Here is a 23,308-nt window from a genome sequence, read left to right on the forward strand (position 1 = left end):
AGAGATAAACCATGGCCCTGCTAATCACACGCAAATGCATCAACTGCGATATGTGCGAGCCGGAATGCCCGAATCAGGCCATTTCGATGGGGGAGGATATCTACCAGATCGACACCGATCGCTGCACCGAGTGCGTTGGCCATTACGATATCCCAACCTGCCAGCAGGTATGCCCGATCGATAACACCATTATCGTTAACCCGCAGCACAGTGAAAGCAACGAACAGCTGTGGGACAAGTTTGTGATGCTGCATCACGCCGATCGGCTGTAACCGCTACCTTCCGATCGACAAGGGCGCCAACAGGCGCCCTTTTGTTTTACGGCCGATACCGCCTTACCCTTCGATAATGACCGTTGCACAGGCGTAACGGCGTTCATCCGCCAGCGAGACGTGGATGGCGGTAACGCCCATCTCCTGCGCCAACTCCGCAGCGCGAGCGTGCAGACGAATGTTCGGCTTGCCGAGACCGTCATTGAAAACTTCAAACTGATTAAATGCCAGCCCGTTGCGGATGCCGGTACCGAAAGCCTTGGCGGCCGCTTCTTTCACCGCAAAGCGCTTGGCGAGAAAGCGGACCGGTTGCTGATGCTGCTGATACACCTCCCACTCGGCTGCGCTCAGCACGCGGCGTGCCAGGCGATCGCCGCTGCGCTCCACCACGGCTTCAATGCGCGCCATCTCAACGATGTCGGTACCCAGCCCCAGTACGGCCATTAGCGACGCGCTTCCCGCATCAGCAATTTCATGTCGGCAACCGCTGCCGGCAATCCACTCATTACTGCCTGGCCGATAATGGCGTGCCCGATATTCAGTTCATACATCTCTGGCAACGCAGCTATCGGTTGAACATTATGGTAAGTCAGGCCATGACCGGCATTGACCTTCAGGCCCTTGCCGGCGGCATAGGTAGCCGCGACCGCAATACGATGCAGCTCGGCCTTCACCGCCAGCTCGCCTGTGGCTTCGGCATAGGCGCCGGTATGGATTTCAATATAGGGTGCGCCAACCGCCACCGCCGCATCAATCTGGCGATGATCCGGGTCGATAAACAACGACACCAAAATGCCGGCCTGTGTCAAACGCTCAACCGCCACGGCCATTTTGTCCTGTTGCCCGGCAACGTCCAGCCCACCCTCGGTGGTGACCTCTTCACGTTTTTCCGGCACCAGGCAACAAAACTGCGGTTTCACTTCAATGGCGATATCCAACATTTCGTCGGTCACGGCCATTTCAAGATTCATGCGCGTCTGGATGGTTTGACGCAGGATACGCACGTCGCGATCGGTGATGTGGCGGCGGTCTTCACGCAGGTGCACGGTAATCCCGTCAGCCCCCGCCTGTTCGGCGATAAATGCCGCCTGAACCGGATCCGGATATTGGGTTCCGCGCGCGTTACGTAACGTGGCGATGTGATCGATATTAACGCCCAGCAGCAAATCAGCCATGACAACCCTCTAAAAACGATTTTCAGTGCCAGCAGTTTACACGCGGGCGCAGGGCCGCAAAAGGGGAAAAGGTCAGGCGTCGTCGACCGGCGTATCCGGCTGCTTGCGGACGAACTGACGAAACAGTTCGCGGCTCTTCAGCGGTTTGCCGCCCAGGTAGGGTTTCAGCGCCATGCGGGTAAAGCGTTTGGCGGCACGCAAGGTTTGCGCATCGGGGAACTGACGCTCTGCCAGCGCACGCAGCTCGCGGCCGGTAAAGCTGTAATGGTCCACCACCAGGCTGGCGATAAAGCCTTTTTCCTCGCGGTAACGGTAGGTCATGCCATCGTCCACTGGCTGGCCGCTGCCGGCGCAGTGCAGGAAATCAAGGCCATAGCCCAGGTGATTCAGCAGTGCGAGCTCAAACTGACGAAGCGCCTGCTCCGGGGAAATATCTTCCGCCGCCAGCGCCTGCAGACATTGCAGATAGTCGAAGAATAATACCGAGTAGTTGGCTTCCTGCTCCAGCACCCGCGACAACAGTTCGTTCACGTACAGGCCGCTGTACAGCATCATGCCGCTGAGAGGTAAACCGAGAGAAACCGCTTCGGCGTTACGCAGCGTTTTCACTTCGCCACGGCCGCCCCAGCGCACTAGCAGGGGAGTAAAGGGTTGCAGACAACCCTTTAGATTGGAGCGGCGGCTGCGCGCGCCTTTTGCCAGCAAGCGCACCCGCCCATGACCTTCCGTGAACATGTCCAGCATCAGGCTGGTTTCACTGTACGGTCGCCCATGCAGGACGAAAGCGCGCTCCCAGCCGTCCATTGGAGAAGTTACTTCAGGTCGTCGGTATAGCCCAGGCTACGCAGCGCACGTTCGTCGTCCGCCCAGCCCGATTTCACTTTCACCCACAGTTCCAGATGCACTTTGGTTTCAAACATCTGTTCCATGTCGTGGCGAGCTTCGATACCGATCGTTTTGATCTTCGAGCCTTTGTTGCCGATGACCATTTTCTTCTGGCCTTCGCGCTCGACCAGAATCAACCCGTGCACGTTGTAACCACCGCGCTCGTTCGGCACAAACTGTTCGATCTCGACCGTAACCGAGTAAGGCAGCTCTTCACCCAGGAAACGCATCAGCTTTTCACGGATGATTTCCGACGCCATAAAGCGCTGGGAGCGGTCGGTGATGTAATCGTCCGGGAAGTGGTGTTCCGCTTCCGGCAGCAACTTGCGCGCGATAGCGGCGATAGTGTCCACATTCATGCCTTTTTCGGCAGAAATTGGCACCACGTCGAGGAAATTCATCTGCTGGCTCAAGAACGCAATGTGCGGCAACAGCTTGGATTTGTCGGTAACGTTGTCGACCTTGTTGATCGCCAGCAGGACCGGGCATTTCAGACTGCGCAGCTTGTTGACCACCATTTCATCGTCGGCAGTCCAGTTAGTGCCTTCTACTACGAAGATCACCAGCTCTACGTCGCCGATTGAGCTGCTGGCCGCGCGGTTCATCAAACGGTTGATGGCGCGTTTTTCTTCGATATGCAGACCCGGGGTGTCGACGTAGATAGCCTGATAGGCGCCATCGGTGTCGATACCCATAATGCGGTGACGGGTCGTCTGCGGTTTACGCGAGGTGATGGAGACCTTTTGCCCCAGCAGTTGGTTGAGCAACGTGGATTTGCCCACGTTGGGACGACCGACTATCGCAATAAAACCACAGTATTGTTTTTCTTCGCTCATTCAAGCTCCAGCTTTTTCAACGCTTGTTCCGCTGCTGCCTGTTCGGCTTTACGGCGGCTTGAGCCGGTACCCACTACAGGTTCGCTCAAACCACTCACCTGGCAGTGGATAGTAAACTCCTGATCGTGCGCCTCACCGCGAACCTGCACCACCAGATAAGAAGGCAACGGCAGATGACGACCTTGTAAAAACTCCTGCAAGCGGGTTTTCGGGTCTTTCTGCTTATCACCGGGGCTGATCTCGTCCAACCGGCTACGATACCAGTCCAAAATCAGTCGTTCGACGTTTTGGATATCGCTATCCAGGAACACGCCGCCAATTAATGCCTCCACCGTATCCGCCAGGATTGATTCGCGGCGGAATCCACCACTTTTCAACTCACCCGGCCCGAGGCGCAGACATTCACCCAGGTCGAACTCGCGCGCCATCTCTGCCAGCGTATTGCCGCGCACCAGCGTGGCACGCATGCGGCTCATATCGCCCTCGTCTACGCGAGGAAAACGATGGTAGAGCGCATTGGCGATGACAAAACTAAGAATAGAGTCACCCAGAAACTCAAGACGTTCATTGTGTTTACTGCTGGCGCTACGGTGAGTCAACGCTTGCAGTAAGAGCTCCTGCTGTTGAAAAGTGTAGCCCAGCTTCCGCTGCAGCCTGTTTATTACGATGGGGTTCATGAGTTACCAATAGATCAAGAATGCGTCAAAAACTTGCAGCATACGGAACAGGCCTGCTTCGCCGAAAGCCAATCCAAAGCTGTTTCGTTTGCAGTGGCTCCCAACAGGGAGCCAACTTTTTATCGCTCGAGGAGGTATTCTACAACGAGTGGAAATATAATGCTGCGTTTATAAACGCGTGATTAATGAATTCCACCAATACGGCTAAACCTTACGCCGGTTGGCCATTCACCTTCCTGCTTTTCAAAACTCATCCAGATAGCCGTGGCTTTACCCACCAGGTTTTTCTCCGGTACGAAGCCCCAATAACGGCTGTCGGCGCTGTTGTCGCGGTTATCACCCATCATGAAGTAATGCCCCGCCGGCACAACCCATTCCGCCAGTTGCTTACCCGGCTGCTGGTAGTAAGCGCCCACCTGATCCTGCGTGCCCGGCACGGTCAGAATATGGTGAGAGACAGTGCCCAGCGTTTCCTGGCGCTCGCGCAGGCGAATACCGCCCTGCGGCACGTTATCGCTCAATGGGATCTGGTAGAAACCGTTGCTGGCTTCGCCCATGCCGCTGCGGCTGAACATCTGTACAAAATCGCTTGGTTGCGCATCGTTGTATGTCACCGCCAGTGCGGTCTCGCAAGACTGGCCGTTATTACAGGATGGCTGAACGGTCACGCGTTTATTAACCGGATCGTAAGTCACCCGGTCACCCGGCAGACCGACAACGCGCTTGATATAATCCAACTTCGGATCCAGCGGATATTTAAATACCGCAATATCGCCGCGCTTCGGATGACCGGTTTCAATTAGCGTGGTCTGGGTAATTGGATCTTTAATGCCGTAGGCATATTTCTCCACCAGAATAAAATCGCCAATCAACAACGTCGGCATCATTGAACCTGATGGGATCTGGAAAGGTTCGTAAATAAACGAACGCACCACAAACACCAGCAGCAATACCGGGAAAACCGACGCGCCGGTTTCGATCCAACCTGGCTGCTTCGCCACTTTCGCCAGCGTTTTATCGTCTACTGCGCCCGTAGCCTGTGCATTCACCGCCGCAATCTTCTGCCGGCGGGCCGGCGCCCATTTGAAGCGCTCAAAAGCCCATATGATCCCGGTAACCAATGTAGCTATGGCCAGGATCAAGGCAAACATATTCGCCATGCAAACTCCCTAATTACGCGACCTTATCGCAGTTACTTGCTGTCTTTGCCCACGTGCAGAATGGCCAGGAACGCTTCTTGCGGCAACTCAACGTTACCGACCTGCTTCATGCGTTTCTTACCGTCCTTCTGTTTCTGCAACAGCTTCTTCTTACGGCTGACGTCACCGCCATAGCATTTAGCCAGAACGTTTTTACGCAACTGCTTCACCGTGGAACGCGCGATGATATGGGTGCCGATCGCGGCCTGAATAGCGATATCGAATTGCTGACGCGGAATAAGCTCTTTCATCTTCTCCACCAGTTCACGACCACGGTACTGCGAGTTGTCGCGGTGGGTGATCAACGCCAGCGCATCCACGCGCTCGTTGTTGATCAGCACGTCGACACGCACCATGTCGGACGTCTGGAAGCGTTTGAAGTTGTAATCCAACGACGCGTAACCGCGAGAGGTGGATTTCAAACGGTCGAAGAAGTCGAGCACCACTTCCGCCATCGGGATTTCGTAGGTCAGCGCGACCTGGTTGCCGTGGTAGACCATGTTGGTCTGTACACCGCGTTTTTCGATACACAGCGTGATTACGTTGCCCAGGAATTCCTGCGGCATCAGCATGTGACACTCGGCGATCGGCTCGCGCAGCTCCATGATATTGTTCAGCGGCGGCAGCTTGGACGGGCTGTCGACGTAAATGGTTTCTTTGCCGGTGGTTTCAACTTCATAAACTACCGTTGGGGCGGTGGTAATCAGCTCCAGATCGTATTCACGCTCCAGACGCTCCTGGATGATCTCCATGTGCAGCAGGCCGAGGAAACCACAGCGGAAGCCGAAGCCCAGCGCGGTGGAGCTCTCTGGCTCATAGAACAGGGAAGCGTCGTTCAGGCTCAGTTTGCCCAACGCGTCGCGGAAGGCTTCATAATCGTCCGAGCTGATCGGGAACAGGCCTGCGTAAACCTGCGGCTTCACTTTTTTGAAACCTGGCAGCGCTTTGTCTGCCGGTTGACGAGCCAACGTCAGGGTATCGCCCACCGGCGCGCCCAAGATGTCTTTAATGGCGCAAACCAGCCAGCCTACTTCACCGCAGTTCAGCACGTCGCGATCGACACGTTTCGGGGTAAAGATCCCGAGACGATCGGCGTTATAAGTCTGGCCGGTGCTCATCACCTTGATCTTGTCGCCCTTGCGCATCGTGCCGTTCTTGACTCGCACCAGGGAAACTACGCCCAGATAGTTGTCGAACCAGGAGTCGATGATCAAGGCCTGCAACGGCGCCTCAGGATCGCCTTCCGGCGGTGGGATGTCGCGCACCAGGCGTTCGAGAACTTCCGGCACGCCGACGCCGGTTTTGGCCGAGCAGCGCACCGCATCGGTGGCGTCGATGCCAACGATGTCTTCAATTTCCTGCGCGGCGCGATCGGGATCGGCGGCCGGCAGGTCAATTTTGTTCAGTACCGGCACCACTTCCAGATCCATATCCAGCGCGGTGTAACAGTTGGCCAGCGTCTGAGCTTCTACGCCCTGCCCGGCATCCACCACCAGCAGTGCGCCTTCGCAGGCAGCCAGTGAACGAGAAACTTCGTAGGAGAAGTCAACGTGCCCTGGGGTGTCGATAAAGTTGAGTTGATAGGTTTGACCGTCTGTCGCCTTGTAGTCCAGCGTTACGCTCTGCGCTTTGATGGTAATGCCACGTTCGCGCTCAAGATCCATAGAATCAAGCACCTGCGCAGCCATTTCGCGTTCGCTCAAGCCACCGCAAATTTGGATAATACGGTCGGACAGCGTCGACTTACCGTGGTCAATATGGGCAATAATGGAGAAATTTCGTATATGCTTCATTATAAAAGTTTTTCTGCCTTGGTATTTCTGAATTACTCGCCTATAGAAACCCGTATGGACCTAAAGCGACAGTGAATGGGTTCGGCCGTCTTCCGCCTGAATCGCTGCATTCTACATGCCACAACACTGAAAACCTAGCGATCGGTGCAGTGAAGGCATTCTATTATGCGCACTTTAGTGTTACACGGCGCTCCAGGTTGTGAAAGAAGATGTTAACAAAAGCCGACGAATGAAAAACCACTGCCAGCACCACCGAATCAACGGAAATCATGTGCCGCGCATACCTTCATCTTCGGCGCTAATACATAACCGCCGATAACGCAATAAACCCCTTCCTAAATCTTGAATAAATAATATTGGGATCAACATCTTAGAATTGCATTCCGCCCCTCCGGCTTTCGGAAAATACCCATATACGCTCTTCGGAGCCTCCTATAGAAATGGGACAGAACTCCGCGACAAAATATTATTCAGGGCACTACATCGGCATGCCCACCGGAGTTCACCAGCATATCTCTGTACGTTGATTGGAAGGTGCGTAATGATCGATAAAGGGCAAATGCTGAGCCGGCACGATTTTTCCAAGGTCAATTGGGGCATTCTGGCAGCGGCAGCGCTGCTGTTAACTGTCGGTGCGGTGCTGCTGTTGCTGCCGCTGCTGAGCAACATGGATGAAAATGCGGTACTGACCTTGCTGCAAACCGGCGCAGCCACTATTTTACTCGGCAGCAGTCTGTTGGCGCTGCGCCACTGTCTGCGGCCAACGCTGACTTATCGTCTGTATGAGCACGGCGTTCGGGTGATTAATGACCATAACCACAAAGAACGGTTTATCCCCTTTGAAAAAATTGGCGATATTTATCGTTTTCGCGGTGGGCGCTTGTTTGGCGGGCTGTGCAACGTGATGGCATTTCGTACTTCTGCCGAACACCCTTGGTGCACAGTGTTCAGCAATCTGTCCCATTCCTGGCGGCTGGCCGATGTCATTATCAGCCAACAAATCCAACTGCGTGGACCACAGGCGCTGAATGCGCTTTATCAGGGGGAAGTGCTATCGTTTAGCTATCTGAGCTGCAGTGCCCTCTGGCTGAACCATTTACTGCCAGGCAAGCGCAAGAAGCAAACGCCCCAAACGCTGCGGCTGAGCGCTACGGCGCTGATCACGCCGCAGGGGAGTATTCCGATTGAGCAGATCCGCACGCTGGAGAATAACACGCAGCGCGGCATCATCCGCCTGCTGGATAATCAGGGCAAAGCGCTGTTTACGGTCGGGTATTTTTCGCTGCTAAGCGCCGATCTGTTTATGGCGCTGCTGGAGCATATGATCTACAACCGCATCCCCGCCTATCATAATACGGCGATGACGCGGCAGCAGTTTTAGCGCAGGGGTTCAGTGTCCGTCTGCAGGCGCATGGCCCCAGGCGGCAAACCGATTTGCAGAACTATGGGTTGGTAATTCGCCTGCTCGCCGAGGCGGTGCGCCAGGCTACGCGCCAACATAAAGGCCGCGCCGCCGCCAAGCAGCGCGCCGAGCGCCGCGGAGGCATCGGTGCCCATCCAATATTGCAGCAGGCTCCCGCCTAACATCATACCCAGCAACGGCGTCAGATAGACCAGCATAGCCGAACGCAGCAAGCTACCTTCGGCGATACCCACTTCAACCCGCTGCCCCGGCTCAAGCGGCTGCTCGATGCGCACCTGCAACTGATGTTCGGTTTCCGGTACCAGTTCGTTCAACGCGCGCGCGCCACAGCCCGAACGGGCATTGCAACTGCCGCAGCCGGCTTTAGGTTCGCAGCGCAGCAACGCTACGCCTTGTTGCCACGAAACCACCGTGGCCCACTCTTTCATCATTGTGGTGACACCTTGAAGGAAATACTGTCAGCGATACGCTTGGCCGTCGCCGGCGGCAGTTCGCCAACGATGGTGATCTCGTTGCCGTTACGCACTTCAGTCTGAATAGTACGCCGCCCTTGGCGATAATACTGTTGACCGGCACCGCTGCCCGCCGGGCTGACGTTGACCGAGAAACTGAACAGACCATCGCTGTATAGCCGCGTCTCGACGGGTTCGGTCACGTTCGGCAATTTACGGCGATTACGCGCCACTTCATCCACGCCGGCCGGCAACCAGCCAGTGCTCCAGCCCAGTTTGACGTTGTCTACCGCAGGAAGCGACAGCAAAGGCGGCAGATTAGCCTTGATCAGCCCCTGCATCACGCCTTGCACTTCCGGCCCCACCACAAACGAAATCACCCGATATTGCTCCAGCGTTTCGCCATCACGATCGAGTAAATCCACCCGCAGCGGCAGCTTGGTATCCACATCCATCCAGACGATATAGCTGTAGCGCGAACCATCACGCGCAACCACACGGATCACCTCGCAGGGGCGATCGGAGATTCGGGTGCTGCCGACAGAGATGAAATCGTAATATTTCGCCAGGCGGTCAAAATCGGCGTAGACGATAGCCGGCAACGCATCGACGATATGATCGCCAGACAGCGTAAAGGGCTCCAGACCTGGCTCAAAATAGCTAATGCCCTCACCGCGCTGCAATACTTCGCGGCGCGGCCCATCCATATGCAAAAGTTGACCCAGTGGCTGCTTGTCGATTACCGCATGGCGGTAACGCAGCGACTCAATCCCCTGCTTGCTGATGCTGATATAGGCGAGTTCGTAATTGAGTGAACGGCTGGCACTGCTCATCTGTTGTAACAACGCCCCGGACGCAGTGGGCTGCGCCGGGGCGATGCTTGAGTAGAGCAGGCTGCCCGTCAATAGACAGACGGAGAACCAAAGTTGCTTCATTACTGCTGTTGCATTCCTAAAGACTGGGTTCCGGGAACCTGAACGGCAGCCTGTTGTGGGTTGCTTTGCTCAAGCTGCAGCTGATCGGAATGCAAACGACGTTGCAATTCATAATCCTGCAGCATGGCGTTAATACGTTTGCGCTGTTCCTGCACCTGCTGCTGTTGCCCGCTGCCGGTGGAGAAACTGTCTGCCGGTACGCCGAGGCTAACCGGTGACGCCTGTCCCATGATCGGCAGGGTGTTAAACGCCGGCGATTCAGCTGCGCCAGGCTGCGCTGCCGGTTGATTGTATTGCTGTACGCCTACAATCACCGCCAGCGAAACACAGGCGGCCATGCCAATCTGAGTGATCTGGCTGGCCCAGGGGCGCACTTTGTCCCAGAACGGCATTTTCTGCCAGGTGTGCGGTTGCGGCTGAGACTCCGGCACTGCGGAAGGAACCAGACGAGCAGGTTCTTTCTCAAGTGCAGCAGCAACACGATCTGCGATATCGAGATGCATTACTTGTCCGATATCACCCCGTAGTGTGTCGCGTATCAGGTGATAGCTCTGCCAGGTTTGTTGAAGCGCTCTGTCATTTGACAATGAGCTCAGCAGCTCAGTGTCGAGCGATTCTCCATCCATCAGAGCGGAAAGCTTTTCTTTCTGCATGCCTAAGTACCCTTCCTGTGTCCGCCATTGCTAACGTTGAATCAGCGGTTGAACTTTATTATCGATAGCCTCCCTGGCGCGGAAAATACGCGAGCGTACGGTTCCTACCGGGCAATCCATGATGGCAGCTATCTCTTCGTAGCTTAGACCATCCAGCTCCCGGAGGGTAATCGCCATGCGAAGATCCTCGGGGAGAGACTCAATGGTACGGAAAACTATCTGTCTCAGCTCTTCTGACAACATTAAGTTCTCAGGGTTCGAAATTTCTTTCAGTGCTCCCGCACTTTCGTAATTTTCAGCGTCGTTGGCATCCACATCGCTGGACGGCGGACGACGCCCCTGAGCAACCAGATAATTCTTTGCCGTGTTCACGGCAATTCGATACAACCAGGTATAGAAAGCGCTATCCCCACGGAACGATTCCAGTGCGCGATAGGCTTTAATGAACGACTCCTGCACCACATCGGGCACATCGCCCTGCGGTACATATCGGGAAACCAGGCTCGCAACCTTATGCTGGTAACGCACTACCAGTAAGTTAAACGATTTCTGATCGCCTTTTTGGACCCGCTCAACCAGAACTTGATCCGTTAACTGCTCGCTCATCCGAGGTAAATTCTCCCCAAATCCGTCTCCACGCGTAAAATTGTACTGCCAGCCATACATTCTTTTCCTGAGCAAGCACTCGCTTGGAGTTCATACGGAACACGAAGTTCCGTATCGCCATTGTTTTTTCTGTTGATGTCATCCAATCCGTGGCTTTTGCCCGGACAATTAGGCTAACATGAATTTCACTCTTCTTCTGCACACATCATACGTTATGCAACCATCATCTGAACATGTTAGCGATGTCTTGATCGTCGGCAGCGGTGCTGCGGGTTTGTCACTGGCGCTGCGCCTCGCGCAGCATTGCAAGGTTACCGTACTCAGCAAGGGGCCGCTCAACGAAGGCGCCACATTTTATGCCCAAGGCGGGATCGCCGCGGTTTTCGATGAGACGGACAGCATTGCCTCACACGTTGATGACACTTTGATTGCCGGAGCCGGCCTGTGCGACAAGGACGCCGTTGAGTTTATCGCCGGCAATGCGCGCCACTGCGTGCAATGGCTTATCGATCAGGGCGTCTTGTTCGACACCGAAGTCAATGCTCAGGGCGAGGAACATTATCACCTGACGCGCGAGGGGGGACACAGCCACCGCCGTATCCTGCATGCCGCCGATGCTACAGGTAAAGAAGTAGAGACCACCCTGGTAGGGAAAGCAAGCGCCCACCCTAATATTTGCGTGATGGAGCGCCGCAACGCGGTCGATCTGATCACCTCGAACAAAATCGGCCTGCCGGGCACCCGCCGCGTGGTCGGCGCCTATGTCTGGAACCGCGAGCTCGAGCAGGTGGAAACCTACCGCGCCAAAACGGTAGTGCTGGCCACTGGCGGGGCAGCCAAGGTGTATCAGTACACCACCAATCCGGACATCTCGTCCGGGGACGGCATCGCTATGGCCTGGCGCGCCGGCTGTCGGGTCGCCAACCTCGAATTTAACCAGTTCCACCCGACCTGTCTGTTCCACCCGCAGGCGCGCAATTTCCTGCTGACCGAAGCGCTGCGCGGCGAAGGCGCCTATCTGAAACGGCCGGACGGCAGCCGCTTTATGCCCGATTTTGACCCGCGGGGCGAACTGGCCCCGCGCGACATTGTAGCGCGCGCCATCGACCACGAAATGAAGCGCCTGGGCGCGGACTGCATGTATCTGGATATCAGCCATAAACCGGCTGAATTCATTACCCAGCACTTCCCGATGATCCATGAGAAACTGCTGACGCTGGGCTTCGATCTGACAAAACAACCGATCCCTATCGTACCCGCCGCGCATTACACCTGCGGCGGCGTCATGGTCGATCAGCACGGCCGTACCGATCTGGACGGGCTTTACGCCATTGGCGAAGTCAGTTACACCGGCCTGCACGGCGCCAACCGCATGGCGTCCAACTCGCTGCTGGAATGCCTGGTCTACGGCTGGTCGGCGGCGGAGGACATCAAACTGCGCCTGCCGTTTATCAAGCTGGCGAAACAGTTGCCGCAATGGGATGAAAGCCGTGTAGACGATGCGGACGAGCGGGTGGTGATTCAGCACAACTGGCATGAGCTGCGGCTATTCATGTGGGACTATGTCGGGATCGTGCGCACCACTAAACGGCTGGAGCGCGCGCTGCGCCGCATCAATACGCTGCAAGCTGAAATCGATGAGTACTACGCCAACTTCCGTATTTCCAACAATCTGCTGGAGTTGCGTAACCTGGTGCAGGTAGCGGAACTGATCGTTCGCAGCGCCATGGAACGCAAAGAAAGCCGCGGGCTGCACTATACGCTGGACTATCCGGATATGTTGCCGGAAGCGCTGCCGACCATCCTGCAGCCGTGATTGAAACCGCCAGGACGCCGACGCCTTGGCGGTTTCAGTAAAAAAGATAAAAATCGGTAATCAGGCGGCGGAAATCATCGGTGTAACTGCCGTCGGCCTGTTTAATCGCCAGGCTTTGCTCCGTTTTTTCTTCGACCGGCTGACGCGTCAGCACCAACAACACCCGGTGCAGCGGCGTATCGGCACGGTCGCTGACGTTCAATCGCTGTGCAGTATGCCAGCCACTCCGGTGCGCATTACTTTCAAATGCCTCACCAATATCATGCGGCAGCACCACGCAAAAAGCGCCCCGCTCGGCGATCAGCCGCTCAGCGCTTGCCAGCAAGGCATCGTGAGTCAGGGTTTCGGTATAGCGCGCATTGTGGCGCGCCTGATCGCGGCAGGCGACCGCCGGCTCGAAATACGGCGGGTTGCTGACGATCAGGTCATACTCACCCGCATGATGCCGGGCAAAATGGTGAATATCCTGCGCATGCACCCGAATGCGCTGCGGCCACGGGGATGCCAGCACGTTGTCACGCGCTTGTTCGGCGGCGGCTTCGTCCAACTCCACCGCATCGATCAGTACGTTATCGGCCGATCTTTGCGCCAGCATCAGCGCAATAAGCCCGCTGCCGCTGCCGATATCCAGCACCCGCCGCGCCTGCGCCAGCGGTGCCCAGGCGCCGAGCAGCACGCCGTCGGTGCCCACTTTCATTGCGCAATGATCGTGAGCGACAAAAAATTGTTTGAAGGTAAAACCGCCGCGACGCGGGGTAAAATTTGCTTTCGATTGATTGCTCACAATAACCACCTGGATACAAAACTGGCGTAGCATAAGGCAATCTGATTTGTGGGAAAAGAGCTGCTTTCCGCTTAAATAGGTGAAGAACGCGGCCAACCCGTCTATAATCGGCGCCCCAAGTAGAGGTAGACCATGACAGCAACCAATTTTTCCGAACTCGATCTCGATGAACGCCTGATAAAAGCCCTGAGCGATAAAGGCTACGAACGCCCGACCGCCATTCAAGCCGAGGCTATCCCACCTGCGATGGATGGGCGCGACGTATTGGGTTCGGCGCCAACCGGCACCGGCAAGACCGCCGCATTTTTGCTGCCGGTATTGCAGCATCTGCTGGACTTTCCACGCAAGAAGTCCGGCCCACCGCGCGTACTGATCCTCACCCCGACGCGCGAACTGGCGATGCAGGTAGCCGACCAGGCACGTGAACTGGCTGCCCATACTTCGCTGGATATCGCCACCATCACCGGCGGCGTCGCCTATATGAACCACGCGGAAGTCTTCAGCGAAAACCAGGACGTGGTGGTCGCCACCACCGGTCGTCTGCTGCAATACATCAAAGAAGAAAACTTCGACTGCCGCGCGGTAGAAACGCTGATCCTCGATGAAGCCGACCGCATGCTGGACATGGGCTTCGCGCAGGATATCGAAACCATTTCCGCCGAAACCCGCTGGCGCAACCAGACCCTGCTGTTCTCCGCGACGCTGGAAGGCGATGCCATCCGCGAATTCGCCGAGCGCATTCTGAAAGAGCCGGTGGAAATTGAAGCTGACCCTTCACGCCGCGAACGCAAAAAGATCCTGCAGTGGTACTACCGTGCCGACGACGTGCAGCACAAAACCGCCATTCTGGTGCATTTGCTGCAACAGCCGGACGTGCTGAAGTCCGTGATCTTCGTCCGTAAACGCGAGCGCGTGCACGAGCTGGCGGCCTGGCTGCGCGAGGCTGGCATCAACACCTGCTATCTCGAAGGCGAAATGGTGCAGGCCAAGCGCAACGAAGCGGTAAAACGCATGATGGACGGCCGCGTCAACGTGCTGGTCGCCACCGACGTCGCTGCCCGTGGTCTGGATATCCTGGATATCACCCACGTGTTCAACTTCGACATGCCGCGTACTGCGGACACCTATCTGCACCGCATCGGCCGCACCGGCCGTGCCGGGCGCAAAGGTACCGCGATTTCTCTGGTTGAGGCGCACGATCATCTGCTGTTGGGCAAAGTCGGCCGTTACCTGAACGAACCGCTGAAAGCGCGGGTGATCGACGAGCTGCGTCCGTCAACCAAAGTGCCAAGCGAAAAGAGCAACGGCAAACCTTCGAAGAAGGTGCTGGCCAAACGTGCGGAAGACAAAGAAAAGAACAAAGAAAAAGCCAAGGTGAAAGTACGTCATCGCGATGCGAAAAACGTGGGCAAACGTCGCCAGCCAAAGGCCAAGCCTGAGAGCAACGGCGCTAAATAATGCTGCCGCGGTGAATAAAAAACGCCTTCACTCACCTGAAGGCGTTTTTTTATGTCCCCATTACGGCGATGCGTAATGCGTCGCCTGGTGATGGGATTTTAACCAGACATCCAGTTGCCGATAACGATCGCGCATCTCTTCGCTCTGCAGGTGTGCAGGCGTCAGTGAGAAATAGAACTGGAAGGTCTGGCCTTGCCGGTTACGGGCTTTGCCGTCCGCTCCCGCCTGCAGCAACATCAACGCCAACTGCGGCGCATTGATTTTCGCCGCCGCGTGCAAGGGCGCATCCCCCAATCTATCGCTCAACGTGGTATCCGCCCCGGCTGCCAGCAGCAACCGTAATTGCTCCTCACGCCCCGCAAGTACCGCAGCGGACAGCGGCGTCGCCCCGTTCACCGCATTGCGCAGGTTAACCGGTACGCCATGCGCCAGCAGCAGCCGCAAATACTGCGGATCCCGCACCGTTGCGGCGGTATGCAGCACGCTGTTCCCCTCCAGCCCCGGCACGGCGACATCAGCCCCCAGCTCCAGCAGCGAACTTAGGCTTTGCGGTTGCTGCGAGAGAATCGCCCATTGAAGCAGCGTGACCTGGCGATCGCCCTGCTCACTCAAACGCGGCCGTGTTGCCTGTTCGGCAATGCCCTGCGTATCACCGCGCATCACCGCCTGCGCCAGCGCCTGATTGCCGCGCCCGGCGAACGGGGAAATAGACTGATTCATCTGTTGTTCCTTAGCCATAATCAGCAAGCCGGCGACCACTATCAGCGCCAGCACGACGATAATCAACGTCTGCCTAATCCGACGCCTTTCAGGCATTGGCCTTCATCTCCCACGGCTTTTGCTCCGCCATCGAACTGATGACCTTATCAATGCCGTGTGCGGTCAAGCTGCGATCCACATGTTTACTCGGTCGCCAGTCGTCAATGCCGCTCAGGGTATCGTTATTGGCCAGGGTAATTTTATGCCCGATGGCATCCGGGATCAGCGAAGTGGATTCCTGCGTCCCGGTCAGCATGTCGTATTGTTCGCTGTAGCGGCGAATACCGCCGGCTTGCGCATCCTGCTTAGCCGCCGTCGGATCGATGCCCATACGGTTTAATGTATAGTCGGAGACGCCCGCCGCGTTGAAAGTGACCGCCACAGTACCGGTCGCCAGCGCCGCCGTTGCCGCCAGCCCGCCGCCGAGAGAATGACCGGCAATCACCAGCGCATCTCCAAACGCCGCCTTGGCGCCTTTAGCTACCGCGACAGCCTGATTGTACTGCACATCATCGTAACCGGTCGCCTGCCGCACATTGCTCAGCCAATCGCGCATGTCATTGGTGCCGGCAAAGGCCAGGACATACTGTTGGTTGTCGCTATAAATACCGGCCTGAAAACCCGACGCCGCATCATGCAGGCTGGCGGGATCAATACCCGCGCCGAGCAGCGCGCTGTCGCTCAGGCGGTTGAATCCTTCCACACCCTGGCCGTTCAGGCTGTAAACGTCTTTAGCCAGTAACGCGAGCGTATAATCTCCCTGTTGTGGCTGCTGGCCGCGCGTTACCCCTTGGGGCGTAGCGGCCGGCGCGGCAGCCGACATATCGCTCACCAGCGCGTTCAGCAGGTTCCGGGTATTCAGGTTATTCGGTGAAAGCGTGGTCGCAGCGGCCCCGGCCACCGGTGATTCGACGGGCTCCGATGAACTCTCCGGTTGCAGTGCCGCACGCGCTACAGGGGATTGAATGGTCGCAGGGTTAACCGCAGAGGTAAAACTCAAAGACATACTCATGCCGACTCCTTGTCGATAGGCTTATCAATGCCGCACCCAATACGGGTGCCAAAGTAGCTATCGGCAGGTCGGAGCAGTTCTGTAATGCAGACGATTATCTTTGCGAGGAATGTGATCCGGGTTCAGTTTACTGGCCGGCAAGCAATAAAAAAGGGAGCCGAAGCTCCCTCAGTGACTGCGCCGGTAATTACAGGCTGGCAGTAAAGGTACGTGCGATCACGTCACGTTGCTGTTCTGGCGTCAGCGAGTTGAAGCGCACCGCATAGCCGGACACGCGAATGGTCAGCTGCGGGTATTTTTCCGGGTGCTTGACCGCATCTTCCAGTGTCTCGCGGCGCAGTACGTTCACGTTCAGGTGTTGGCCACCCTCTACGCGCACGGTTGGCTGCATTTCCAGCGGCACTTCACGGTACTCGATCTGGCCCAGATCGTTGACCGGCACAACCTGATCTTCGACATAGTTGGCTTTAGCGCAAACGCAGCGGGCTTCTGACGTTTCATCATCCAACAGCCAGAAAGAGTTCACCAGCGCCTGGTCGTTCGCTTTAGTGATTTGAATACCAGTAATCATTTTGTTGCCTCCGTACAAGGACGAAAAATTCTCTTTCGTGAGAAAATTCAATGTTGGTTTCGGCCATTTGGTAAAACCATTGTTGTCTTATTGTTCTGTATACCAGCCTGGTCGGAGCAATTCTTTGATTAAAATCAATTCTTATGGGTTACCCATACATAGTGAAGGGGCAAGTTTCTGTTTTATGTCAATTTTCCCCATACCGTCGAAAACAATTATTTTTGTAAATTTTAAAAAATCCTTGTACCAAGATAGGTAGTCCAACGGCAAAAGCGGGTTTCACTGTGTGAAGGTAAACGGTAAGCTAGGGCTAGTGAATTGTTAACGAAAACAAAGGAGAGCGTTTATGTCCACCCCTCTCACCTGGCATGACGTCATCGGCAAGGAAAAAGAGCAACCCTATTTTCATGAAACGCTTGCCTTTGTTGCCGCTGAACGTCAGGCCGGTAAGACCATTTATCCACCACAGAAAGACGTGTTCAACGCCTTCCGCTACACCGAACTGGCAGACGTGAAAGTGGTGATCCTCGGCCAGGATCCTTATCACGGCCCAAATCAAGCCCACGGTCTGTCTTTCTCGGTGCTGCCCGGCGTGCCGGCACCCCCTTCGCTGGTGAATATGTATAAAGAATTGGCGACGGATATCCCGGGGTTTGAACGGCCAAGCCACGGCTGCCTGCAAAGCTGGGCGGAACAGGGCGTACTGCTGCTGAACACGGTATTGACCGTTGAACGTGGCCAGGCGCATTCCCACGCCAAACTGGGTTGGGAAACCTTTACGGATAGAGTGATCGCCGCGCTGAACGACAACCGCGAAGGCGTGGTGTTTCTGCTGTGGGGCTCGCATGCCCAGAAGAAAGGCAACATTATCGACAGGAAGCGCCACCACGTGCTGAAAGCGCCGCACCCTTCGCCGCTCTCGGCCCACCGCGGCTTCCTCGGCTGCCGCCATTTCTCGCAGGCCAACCAACTGCTGGAACAGCAGGGGCTGAAACCTATCGATTGGCTGCCGCAACTGCCGCAGGCATAACTCAGACAAAGTCCAGACGCAAAAAAGGCACCCGCAGGTGCCTTTTCCTTACTTAATTCCGCTTAAGCCTTGGCTTTGGAAACCGCAACCATCGCCGGGCGCAGCAGGCGGCCATTCAGCGTATAGCCTTTCTGCATCACCATCATTACGTGGTTCGGCTGGTGATCGGCAGACTCCATCAGGCTCATCGCCTGGTGCACGTCCGGGTTGAACGGCACGTTGATGTCGCCGACGATTTCGATACCGTACTTGCTCACTGCGTCTTGCAAGGATTTCAGCGTCAGTTCGATGCCTTCGATCATTGCCGTCAGTTCCGGATTGCTTTTATCCGCCAGATCCAGCGCGCGCTCCAGGTTATCAATCACCGGCAGCAAGTCGCCCGCGAATTTCTCCAGCGCAAATTTGTGCGCTTTCTCGATATCCAGCTCGGTACGGCGGCGAACGTTTTCCATTTCCGCTTTGGCGCGTAGCAGGCTGTCGCGTTCATGCTGCTGGGATTCAGCCAGCTGAGTTTCCAGCTCGGCAATGCGCGCATCCCGCAGATCGACGCCCTCAGCCACTTCCGGCAAAACTTCCTGCTGGTCCATTTCTTCCGAGACTTGCTCGTTTGGCGTCTTCTGTTCTTTACTACTCATGAATATCTCCGCGTTTTAGCATTAATCTCGCAACTTGGCTTATTATGGGGATCAAAACCGGGGTTTCAAGTCAACCGGTCACAATGTGGGGCATAAACTCGTCCCGGTGAGGAAAATCACAGCAATGAATAAGAAATTCGCCTGTATTGGCATTGTGGGTCACCCGCGCCACCCTTCAGCGCTGGCAACGCATGAGATGTTGTTTCACTGGTTGGTCGCCCGAGGCTACTCGGTGATGCTTGAACGGCAGATAGCCCAGGATTTGGGCCTGAAAGACGTCGTGACCGGCAGCCTGGCAGACATTGGCCAGAAAGCCGACCTGGCCGTGGTGGTCGGCGGCGACGGCAATATGCTCGGCGCAGCGCGCGTGTTGGCGCGTTACGATATTAAAGTGATCGGCGTAAACCGCGGCAATCTCGGTTTTTTGACCGATCTCGACCCCGACAACGCCCTGCAGCAATTGGCCGACGTGCTGGAAGGCGAATACATCGATGAACAGCGCTTCCTGCTGGAAACCATCGTGCACAAAGAGAACCAGCAGTGCCGCATCAGCACCGCCATCAACGAAGTGGTGTTGCACCCCGGCAAAGTGGCGCACATGATCGAGTTCGAAGTGTACATCGACGATCGTTTCGCCTTCTCGCAACGTTCCGATGGGCTGATTATCGCCACGCCGACCGGGTCGACCGCCTACTCGCTCTCCGCCGGCGGGCCGATCCTGACGCCTTCGCTGGAGGCCATTGCGCTGGTGCCGATGTTCCCGCACACCCTTTCCGCCCGCCCGCTGGTGATCAACGGCAACAGCACCATTCGGCTGAAGTTTTCGCAGATCGGCAGCGATCTGGAAATCAGCTGCGACAGCCAGATCGCGCTGCCTATCCAGGAAGGCGAAGAGGTATTGATACGCCGCAGTGATTTCCATTTGAATCTTATTCATCCAAAGGACTACAGCTATTTCAATACGTTAAGCACAAAGCTCGGCTGGTCAAAAAAATTGTTCTAAAAACGTCGCCAGCTACTTTACTGTATATAAAACCAGTTTATACTGTATGAAACTACAGTTATGTGTTTATACACAGGAAGGTTCCCATGCTGGCGCAATTGACCATCAGCAATTTTGCTATCGTTCGTGAGTTGGAGATTGATTTTCAACCGGGTATGACGGCGATTACCGGTGAAACCGGCGCCGGCAAATCCATCGCCATCGACGCGCTGGGCCTGTGCCTCGGCAACCGCGCCGACGGCAATGTGGTGCGCCTGGGGGCCGCCCGTGCCGATATCTGCGCGCGCTTCTCTCTGGCGGATACCCCTTCCGCCCGCCAATGGCTTGAGCAGAACCAGCTGGACGACAGCAATGAGTGCTTGCTGCGCCGGGTGATCAACGCAGACGGCCGCTCGCGCGGCTTTATCAATGGCACCGCCGTGCCGCTTTCGCAACTGCGCGAACTTGGCCAATGCCTGATTCAAATCCACGGCCAGCATGCTCATCAGCTGTTGCTCAAACCCGAGCATCAAAAGCAACTGCTGGACGCCTATGCGGACGAACCCGCTCTGCTGGCGCAAATGCAACAAGCTTACCAGCGCTGGCACCAAAGCTGCCGCGAACTGGCTCATCACCAACAACAGTCCCTTGAGCGCGACGCACGCAAACAGCTGCTGCAATATCAGTTGAAAGAGCTGAATGAGTTCGCCCCGCAGGCCGGTGAATTTGAACAAACAGACGCGGAATACAAGCGCCTGGCCAACAGCGGCCAGTTGCTGACCCTTAGCCAGCAAACGCTGCAATTGCTGGCCGATGACGAAGAACACAACATGCTCAGCCAGCTCTACACCGCCAAACATCTGCTGGTGGAGCTGGTCGGCATGGATGAAAAACTCGGCGAACTGCTGAACATGCTGGAAGAAGCCTCAATCCAGATCAGCGAGGCCAGCGATGAATTGCGCCACTATGCCGATCGCATGGATCTCGATCCCAACCGCCTGCATGAACTGGAACAGCGCCTGTCGCGGCAAATCAACCTGGCGCGCAAACATCACGTAGCGCCAGAAGAACTGCCGCAGCTACACCAGCAGTTGCTCGATGAGCAACAATTGCTGTCGCAACAGGAAAGCGACCACGAGCACCTTAACGAAGCGGTCGCCCTGCACCATCAGCAGGCGCTGGTTCTGGCGGAACAATTGCACCAGAAACGCCAGCATTACGCCGCCGAACTGACCACGCTGATTACCGACAGCATGCAGGCGCTCTCTATGCCACACGGCAAATTCAACATCGATGTGCGCTTCGAGCCCCAATATTTGAGCGCCGAAGGGGCAAGCCGCACCGAGTTCTGCGTGTCCACCAACCCGGGGCAACCGCTGCAGGCGCTGGCTAAAGTGGCGTCCGGCGGCGAATTGTCTCGCATCGCGCTGGCAATTCAGGTCATCACTGCCCGCAAGATGGAAACCCCGGCGCTGATTTTCGACGAAGTGGACGTGGGTATCAGTGGCCCGACCGCCGCCATCGTGGGCCGCCTGCTTCGCCAGCTCGGGGAGTCTACACAAGTAATGTGCGTCACCCACCTGCCGCAGGTCGCGGGGTGCGGGCATCAGCATCTGTTTGTCAGCAAGCAGACCGACGGCACGGAAACCGAGACGCAGATGTCGCCGTTGGATAAACGTGCCCGTTTGCAGGAGCTGGCGCGCCTTCTTGGCGGCAGCGAAGTCACCCGCAACACATTGGCAAACGCGAAAGAACTGCTGGCCGCATAAAAAAGCTCAACTTTTTCACTTTTCCGAGGTCTGACTTTGGCGCTGTTTACCCGGCAGATTTCAAGGTGCGGTAAGGCGACAACCACCCCATCCCTCAGCCGCTTAGTCAGCTAAGTGACTGAGGTGCGAGAGTGAAGCAATCGCAGCAGCAACTTGAAAGATGAAGGGTACACCCAATAGATTTCAAGCTGTAGCAAGGCGGCAACCGAGAGAATCCCCAGGAGCTTAGTCAACTAAGTGACTGGGGTGAGCGAGGGAAGGCAACGCTGCTACAACTTGAAAGATGAAGGGTATAAAGGTTTCCAACTGCTGCAAGGTCTATTATCATCGGCATCCTATGCCCTAAAGGAATGTGATTACTATGCGCTGTAAAACGCTGGCTGCTGCCGCTGTGGTTCTTGTGATGCTGACTGCAGGCTGTTCTACTTTTGAGAAGGTGGTTTACCGGCCTGACATCAACCAAGGGAACTACCTGACGTCGACCGACGTGGCCAAAATCCAAAAAGGTATGACCCAGCAACAGGTCGCTTATACATTGGGTACCCCAATGTTACAGGATCCGTTCGGTACTCAGACGTGGTTCTATGTATTCCGCCAGCAACCTGGCCATGAAGATATCACCCAGCAAACCCTGACGCTGACCTTTGATAGCGCGGGCGTGTTGACCGATATTCAGAACAAACCGGCGCTGACCAAGTAATCAGCGCAGGAGCTATCGTCCGGCCCGTGAGGGGCGATTCAGGTTCTTCATGACAGTAACAGGCTGCAACTCGGAAGATAAAATTCTGATAAAAAATAAGGCGCATTCAGCGCCTTATTTTTTTGCTTTCTCTGCCCGTTGCCGACGCAGTTCTTTAGGGTCTGCAATCAGGGGGCGATAAATTTCTACCCGGTCGCCATCGTTTAGCGCATCACCCAGCTTGGCCGGGCGGCTGTAGATGCCCACTTTATTGCTTTGCAAGTCAATGTCACCACGCAGTTCCAGCAAGCCGGAGGCCATGATGGCCTGCTCAACGCTGCTGCCTTCCGCCAGCGTAACCTTGCGCAGATACTGACGCTCCGGCAAGGCGTAAACCACCTCCACCCGAATATCAGACACTGTAAACCTCTTTCGCCCGCTGGGTGAAGGCCTGCACCATGTTACCGGCCAGCTCTTTGAACACCTTGCCGAACGCCAGCTCAATCAGTTTGTTGGTAAATTCAAAATCCAGGTGCAGCTCAACCTTACAGGCTTCCGGGCTCAGCGGCGTAAACTGCCAGCCCCCCATCAGCTTGCGGAACGGGCCATCAACCAGTTGCATATTGATGCTCTGGTTATCCTGCAGCGTATTGCGCGTAGTGAAGGTTTTGCTGATACCGGCTTTGGCAACGTCAACCGCGGCGGTCATTTGATTGTTGGACGCGTCAATCACCCGGCTGCCGGTGCAACCTGGCAGAAAATCGGGGTAAGAGTGAACATCGTTAACCAACTGATACATCTGCTCGGCGCTGAATGGCACTAACGCAGACCGACTGATCTGGGGCATATCATTTCCTGTGAGACACAAAACATACAGATAATACCATTTATCTATCGCCAAACAAAA

At 56.0% G+C, this 23,308-nt stretch carries 26 protein-coding genes; 8 read left to right on the forward strand and 18 right to left on the reverse strand.

Annotated elements, in window-relative coordinates; all coding sequences use genetic code 11:
* Positions 1-11 precede the first annotated feature (11 nt).
* Positions 12-272, forward strand: a complete 261-nt coding sequence (locus tag ACTJJ1_RS19805; RefSeq protein WP_062868309.1) for a YfhL family 4Fe-4S dicluster ferredoxin — start codon at positions 12-14, stop codon at positions 270-272.
* Between the two features lie 63 nt (positions 273-335).
* Here the strand turns inward: ACTJJ1_RS19805 and acpS are convergent, their stop codons facing one another.
* The 7 genes from acpS to lepA form a co-directional block, all read right to left on the reverse strand.
* Positions 336-716 (reverse strand): holo-ACP synthase, encoded by a 381-nt coding sequence (gene acpS, locus ACTJJ1_RS19810; protein WP_006318461.1) that lies wholly within the window; start codon positions 714-716, stop codon positions 336-338.
* A complete protein-coding gene (gene pdxJ / locus ACTJJ1_RS19815) occupies positions 716-1,447 on the reverse strand; it encodes a pyridoxine 5'-phosphate synthase (protein ID WP_440834978.1) in 732 nt (243 codons plus the stop codon). Before pdxJ ends, acpS begins: the two co-directional genes overlap by 1 nt.
* A gap of 72 nt (positions 1,448-1,519) precedes the next feature.
* Positions 1,520-2,251, reverse strand: a complete 732-nt coding sequence (gene recO, locus ACTJJ1_RS19820) for a DNA repair protein RecO (protein WP_004953582.1) — start codon at positions 2,249-2,251, stop codon at positions 1,520-1,522.
* 8 nt (positions 2,252-2,259) lie between these two features.
* A complete protein-coding gene (gene era / locus ACTJJ1_RS19825; protein WP_004953584.1) occupies positions 2,260-3,168 on the reverse strand; it encodes a GTPase Era in 909 nt (302 codons plus the stop codon).
* Positions 3,165-3,845 carry a ribonuclease III gene (rnc, locus tag ACTJJ1_RS19830; RefSeq protein WP_004953587.1) on the reverse strand — a complete coding sequence of 227 codons (681 nt, stop codon included), beginning with the start codon at positions 3,843-3,845 and terminating at the stop codon, positions 3,165-3,167. The genes era and rnc overlap by 4 nt, the downstream gene beginning before the upstream one ends.
* Positions 3,846-4,027: 182 nt before the next feature.
* Positions 4,028-5,005, reverse strand: a complete 978-nt coding sequence (lepB, locus tag ACTJJ1_RS19835; protein ID WP_004953588.1) for a signal peptidase I — start codon at positions 5,003-5,005, stop codon at positions 4,028-4,030.
* A 32-nt stretch (positions 5,006-5,037) separates the two neighbouring features.
* Complete coding sequence (gene lepA / locus ACTJJ1_RS19840) at positions 5,038-6,837, reverse strand: translation elongation factor 4 (RefSeq protein WP_004953591.1); 1,800 nt, start codon at positions 6,835-6,837, stop codon at positions 5,038-5,040.
* 541 nt (positions 6,838-7,378) lie between these two features.
* Here lepA and ACTJJ1_RS19845 point away from each other — a divergent pair.
* Entirely contained in the window at positions 7,379-8,218 is an 840-nt protein-coding gene (locus ACTJJ1_RS19845; RefSeq protein ID WP_440834982.1) for a hypothetical protein, read from the forward strand.
* Here the strand turns inward: ACTJJ1_RS19845 and rseC are convergent.
* The 4 genes from rseC to rpoE are packed head-to-tail and all read right to left on the reverse strand — an operon-like array spanning position 8,215 to position 10,906.
* Complete coding sequence (gene rseC, locus ACTJJ1_RS19850; protein ID WP_004953599.1) at positions 8,215-8,691, reverse strand: SoxR-reducing system protein RseC; 477 nt, start codon at positions 8,689-8,691, stop codon at positions 8,215-8,217. The two genes, ACTJJ1_RS19845 and rseC, sit on opposite strands and share 4 nt — an antisense overlap.
* Complete coding sequence (gene rseB / locus ACTJJ1_RS19855) at positions 8,688-9,647, reverse strand: sigma-E factor regulatory protein RseB (RefSeq protein WP_013814182.1); 960 nt, start codon at positions 9,645-9,647, stop codon at positions 8,688-8,690. The genes rseC and rseB overlap by 4 nt, the downstream gene beginning before the upstream one ends.
* A complete protein-coding gene (gene rseA, locus ACTJJ1_RS19860; RefSeq protein ID WP_004953606.1) occupies positions 9,647-10,300 on the reverse strand; it encodes an anti-sigma-E factor RseA in 654 nt (217 codons plus the stop codon). The genes rseB and rseA overlap by 1 nt, the downstream gene beginning before the upstream one ends.
* A gap of 30 nt (positions 10,301-10,330) precedes the next feature.
* Complete coding sequence (gene rpoE / locus ACTJJ1_RS19865; RefSeq protein WP_004929136.1) at positions 10,331-10,906, reverse strand: RNA polymerase sigma factor RpoE; 576 nt, start codon at positions 10,904-10,906, stop codon at positions 10,331-10,333.
* 214 nt (positions 10,907-11,120) lie between these two features.
* On the opposite strand from rpoE, the gene nadB reads away from it, so the two are divergent.
* Complete coding sequence (gene nadB, locus ACTJJ1_RS19870) at positions 11,121-12,722, forward strand: L-aspartate oxidase (protein WP_006327384.1); 1,602 nt, start codon at positions 11,121-11,123, stop codon at positions 12,720-12,722.
* A gap of 34 nt (positions 12,723-12,756) precedes the next feature.
* Here the strand turns inward: nadB and trmN are convergent, their stop codons facing one another.
* Positions 12,757-13,539: a tRNA(1)(Val) (adenine(37)-N(6))-methyltransferase TrmN gene (gene trmN, locus ACTJJ1_RS19875; protein ID WP_440834985.1), complete on the reverse strand. Its 783-nt coding sequence runs from the start codon at positions 13,537-13,539 to the stop codon at positions 12,757-12,759.
* 99 nt (positions 13,540-13,638) lie between these two features.
* Between trmN and srmB the strand changes: the two genes are divergently transcribed.
* Entirely contained in the window at positions 13,639-14,964 is a 1,326-nt protein-coding gene (gene srmB / locus ACTJJ1_RS19880) for an ATP-dependent RNA helicase SrmB (RefSeq protein ID WP_006327386.1), read from the forward strand.
* 60 nt (positions 14,965-15,024) lie between these two features.
* Here the strand turns inward: srmB and ACTJJ1_RS19885 are convergent, their stop codons facing one another.
* The 3 genes from ACTJJ1_RS19885 to grcA all read right to left on the reverse strand — a co-directional run bounded on the left by ACTJJ1_RS19885 (position 15,025) and on the right by grcA (position 17,306).
* The gene (locus ACTJJ1_RS19885; protein WP_440834987.1) at positions 15,025-15,780 is read right to left on the reverse strand and encodes an ankyrin repeat domain-containing protein; all 756 of its coding nucleotides are present in this window, start codon (positions 15,778-15,780) and stop codon (positions 15,025-15,027) included.
* On the reverse strand, positions 15,773-16,735 hold the full coding sequence (locus tag ACTJJ1_RS19890) for a phospholipase (protein WP_440834989.1): 963 nt from the start codon (positions 16,733-16,735) through the stop codon (positions 15,773-15,775). The genes ACTJJ1_RS19885 and ACTJJ1_RS19890 overlap by 8 nt, the downstream gene beginning before the upstream one ends.
* Before the next feature lie 187 nt (positions 16,736-16,922).
* A complete protein-coding gene (gene grcA / locus ACTJJ1_RS19895) occupies positions 16,923-17,306 on the reverse strand; it encodes an autonomous glycyl radical cofactor GrcA (RefSeq protein WP_004953623.1) in 384 nt (127 codons plus the stop codon).
* 346 nt (positions 17,307-17,652) lie between these two features.
* Here grcA and ung point away from each other — a divergent pair, with 346 nt between their 5' ends.
* Positions 17,653-18,336, forward strand: a complete 684-nt coding sequence (gene ung, locus ACTJJ1_RS19900) for a uracil-DNA glycosylase (protein ID WP_004953626.1) — start codon at positions 17,653-17,655, stop codon at positions 18,334-18,336.
* Between the two features lie 62 nt (positions 18,337-18,398).
* Here ung and grpE read toward each other — a convergent pair whose 3' ends face one another.
* On the reverse strand, positions 18,399-18,971 hold the full coding sequence (grpE, locus tag ACTJJ1_RS19905) for a nucleotide exchange factor GrpE (protein WP_004953627.1): 573 nt from the start codon (positions 18,969-18,971) through the stop codon (positions 18,399-18,401).
* A gap of 124 nt (positions 18,972-19,095) precedes the next feature.
* Here grpE and nadK point away from each other — a divergent pair, with 124 nt between their 5' ends.
* The 3 genes from nadK (at position 19,096) to bamE (ending at position 22,422) form a co-directional block, all read left to right on the forward strand.
* Positions 19,096-19,974 carry an NAD(+) kinase gene (gene nadK, locus ACTJJ1_RS19910; RefSeq protein WP_004953629.1) on the forward strand — a complete coding sequence of 293 codons (879 nt, stop codon included), beginning with the start codon at positions 19,096-19,098 and terminating at the stop codon, positions 19,972-19,974.
* Between the two features lie 86 nt (positions 19,975-20,060).
* Positions 20,061-21,722 (forward strand): DNA repair protein RecN, encoded by a 1,662-nt coding sequence (recN, locus tag ACTJJ1_RS19915; RefSeq protein ID WP_062868315.1) that lies wholly within the window; start codon positions 20,061-20,063, stop codon positions 21,720-21,722.
* A gap of 361 nt (positions 21,723-22,083) precedes the next feature.
* Positions 22,084-22,422 (forward strand): outer membrane protein assembly factor BamE, encoded by a 339-nt coding sequence (gene bamE, locus ACTJJ1_RS19920; protein WP_004953634.1) that lies wholly within the window; start codon positions 22,084-22,086, stop codon positions 22,420-22,422.
* A gap of 114 nt (positions 22,423-22,536) precedes the next feature.
* Here bamE and ACTJJ1_RS19925 read toward each other — a convergent pair whose 3' ends face one another.
* Both ACTJJ1_RS19925 and ACTJJ1_RS19930 read right to left on the reverse strand, forming a co-directional pair.
* Positions 22,537-22,821 carry an RnfH family protein gene (locus ACTJJ1_RS19925; RefSeq protein WP_004953635.1) on the reverse strand — a complete coding sequence of 95 codons (285 nt, stop codon included), beginning with the start codon at positions 22,819-22,821 and terminating at the stop codon, positions 22,537-22,539.
* The gene (locus ACTJJ1_RS19930) at positions 22,814-23,248 is read right to left on the reverse strand and encodes a type II toxin-antitoxin system RatA family toxin (RefSeq protein WP_004953639.1); all 435 of its coding nucleotides are present in this window, start codon (positions 23,246-23,248) and stop codon (positions 22,814-22,816) included. The genes ACTJJ1_RS19925 and ACTJJ1_RS19930 overlap by 8 nt, the downstream gene beginning before the upstream one ends.
* Between the last annotated feature and the right edge of the window lie 60 nt (positions 23,249-23,308).

The sequence above is a fragment of the Serratia sp. 22264 genome (genome assembly GCF_052045345.1).
Taxonomy (GTDB): domain Bacteria; phylum Pseudomonadota; class Gammaproteobacteria; order Enterobacterales; family Enterobacteriaceae; genus Serratia; species Serratia plymuthica.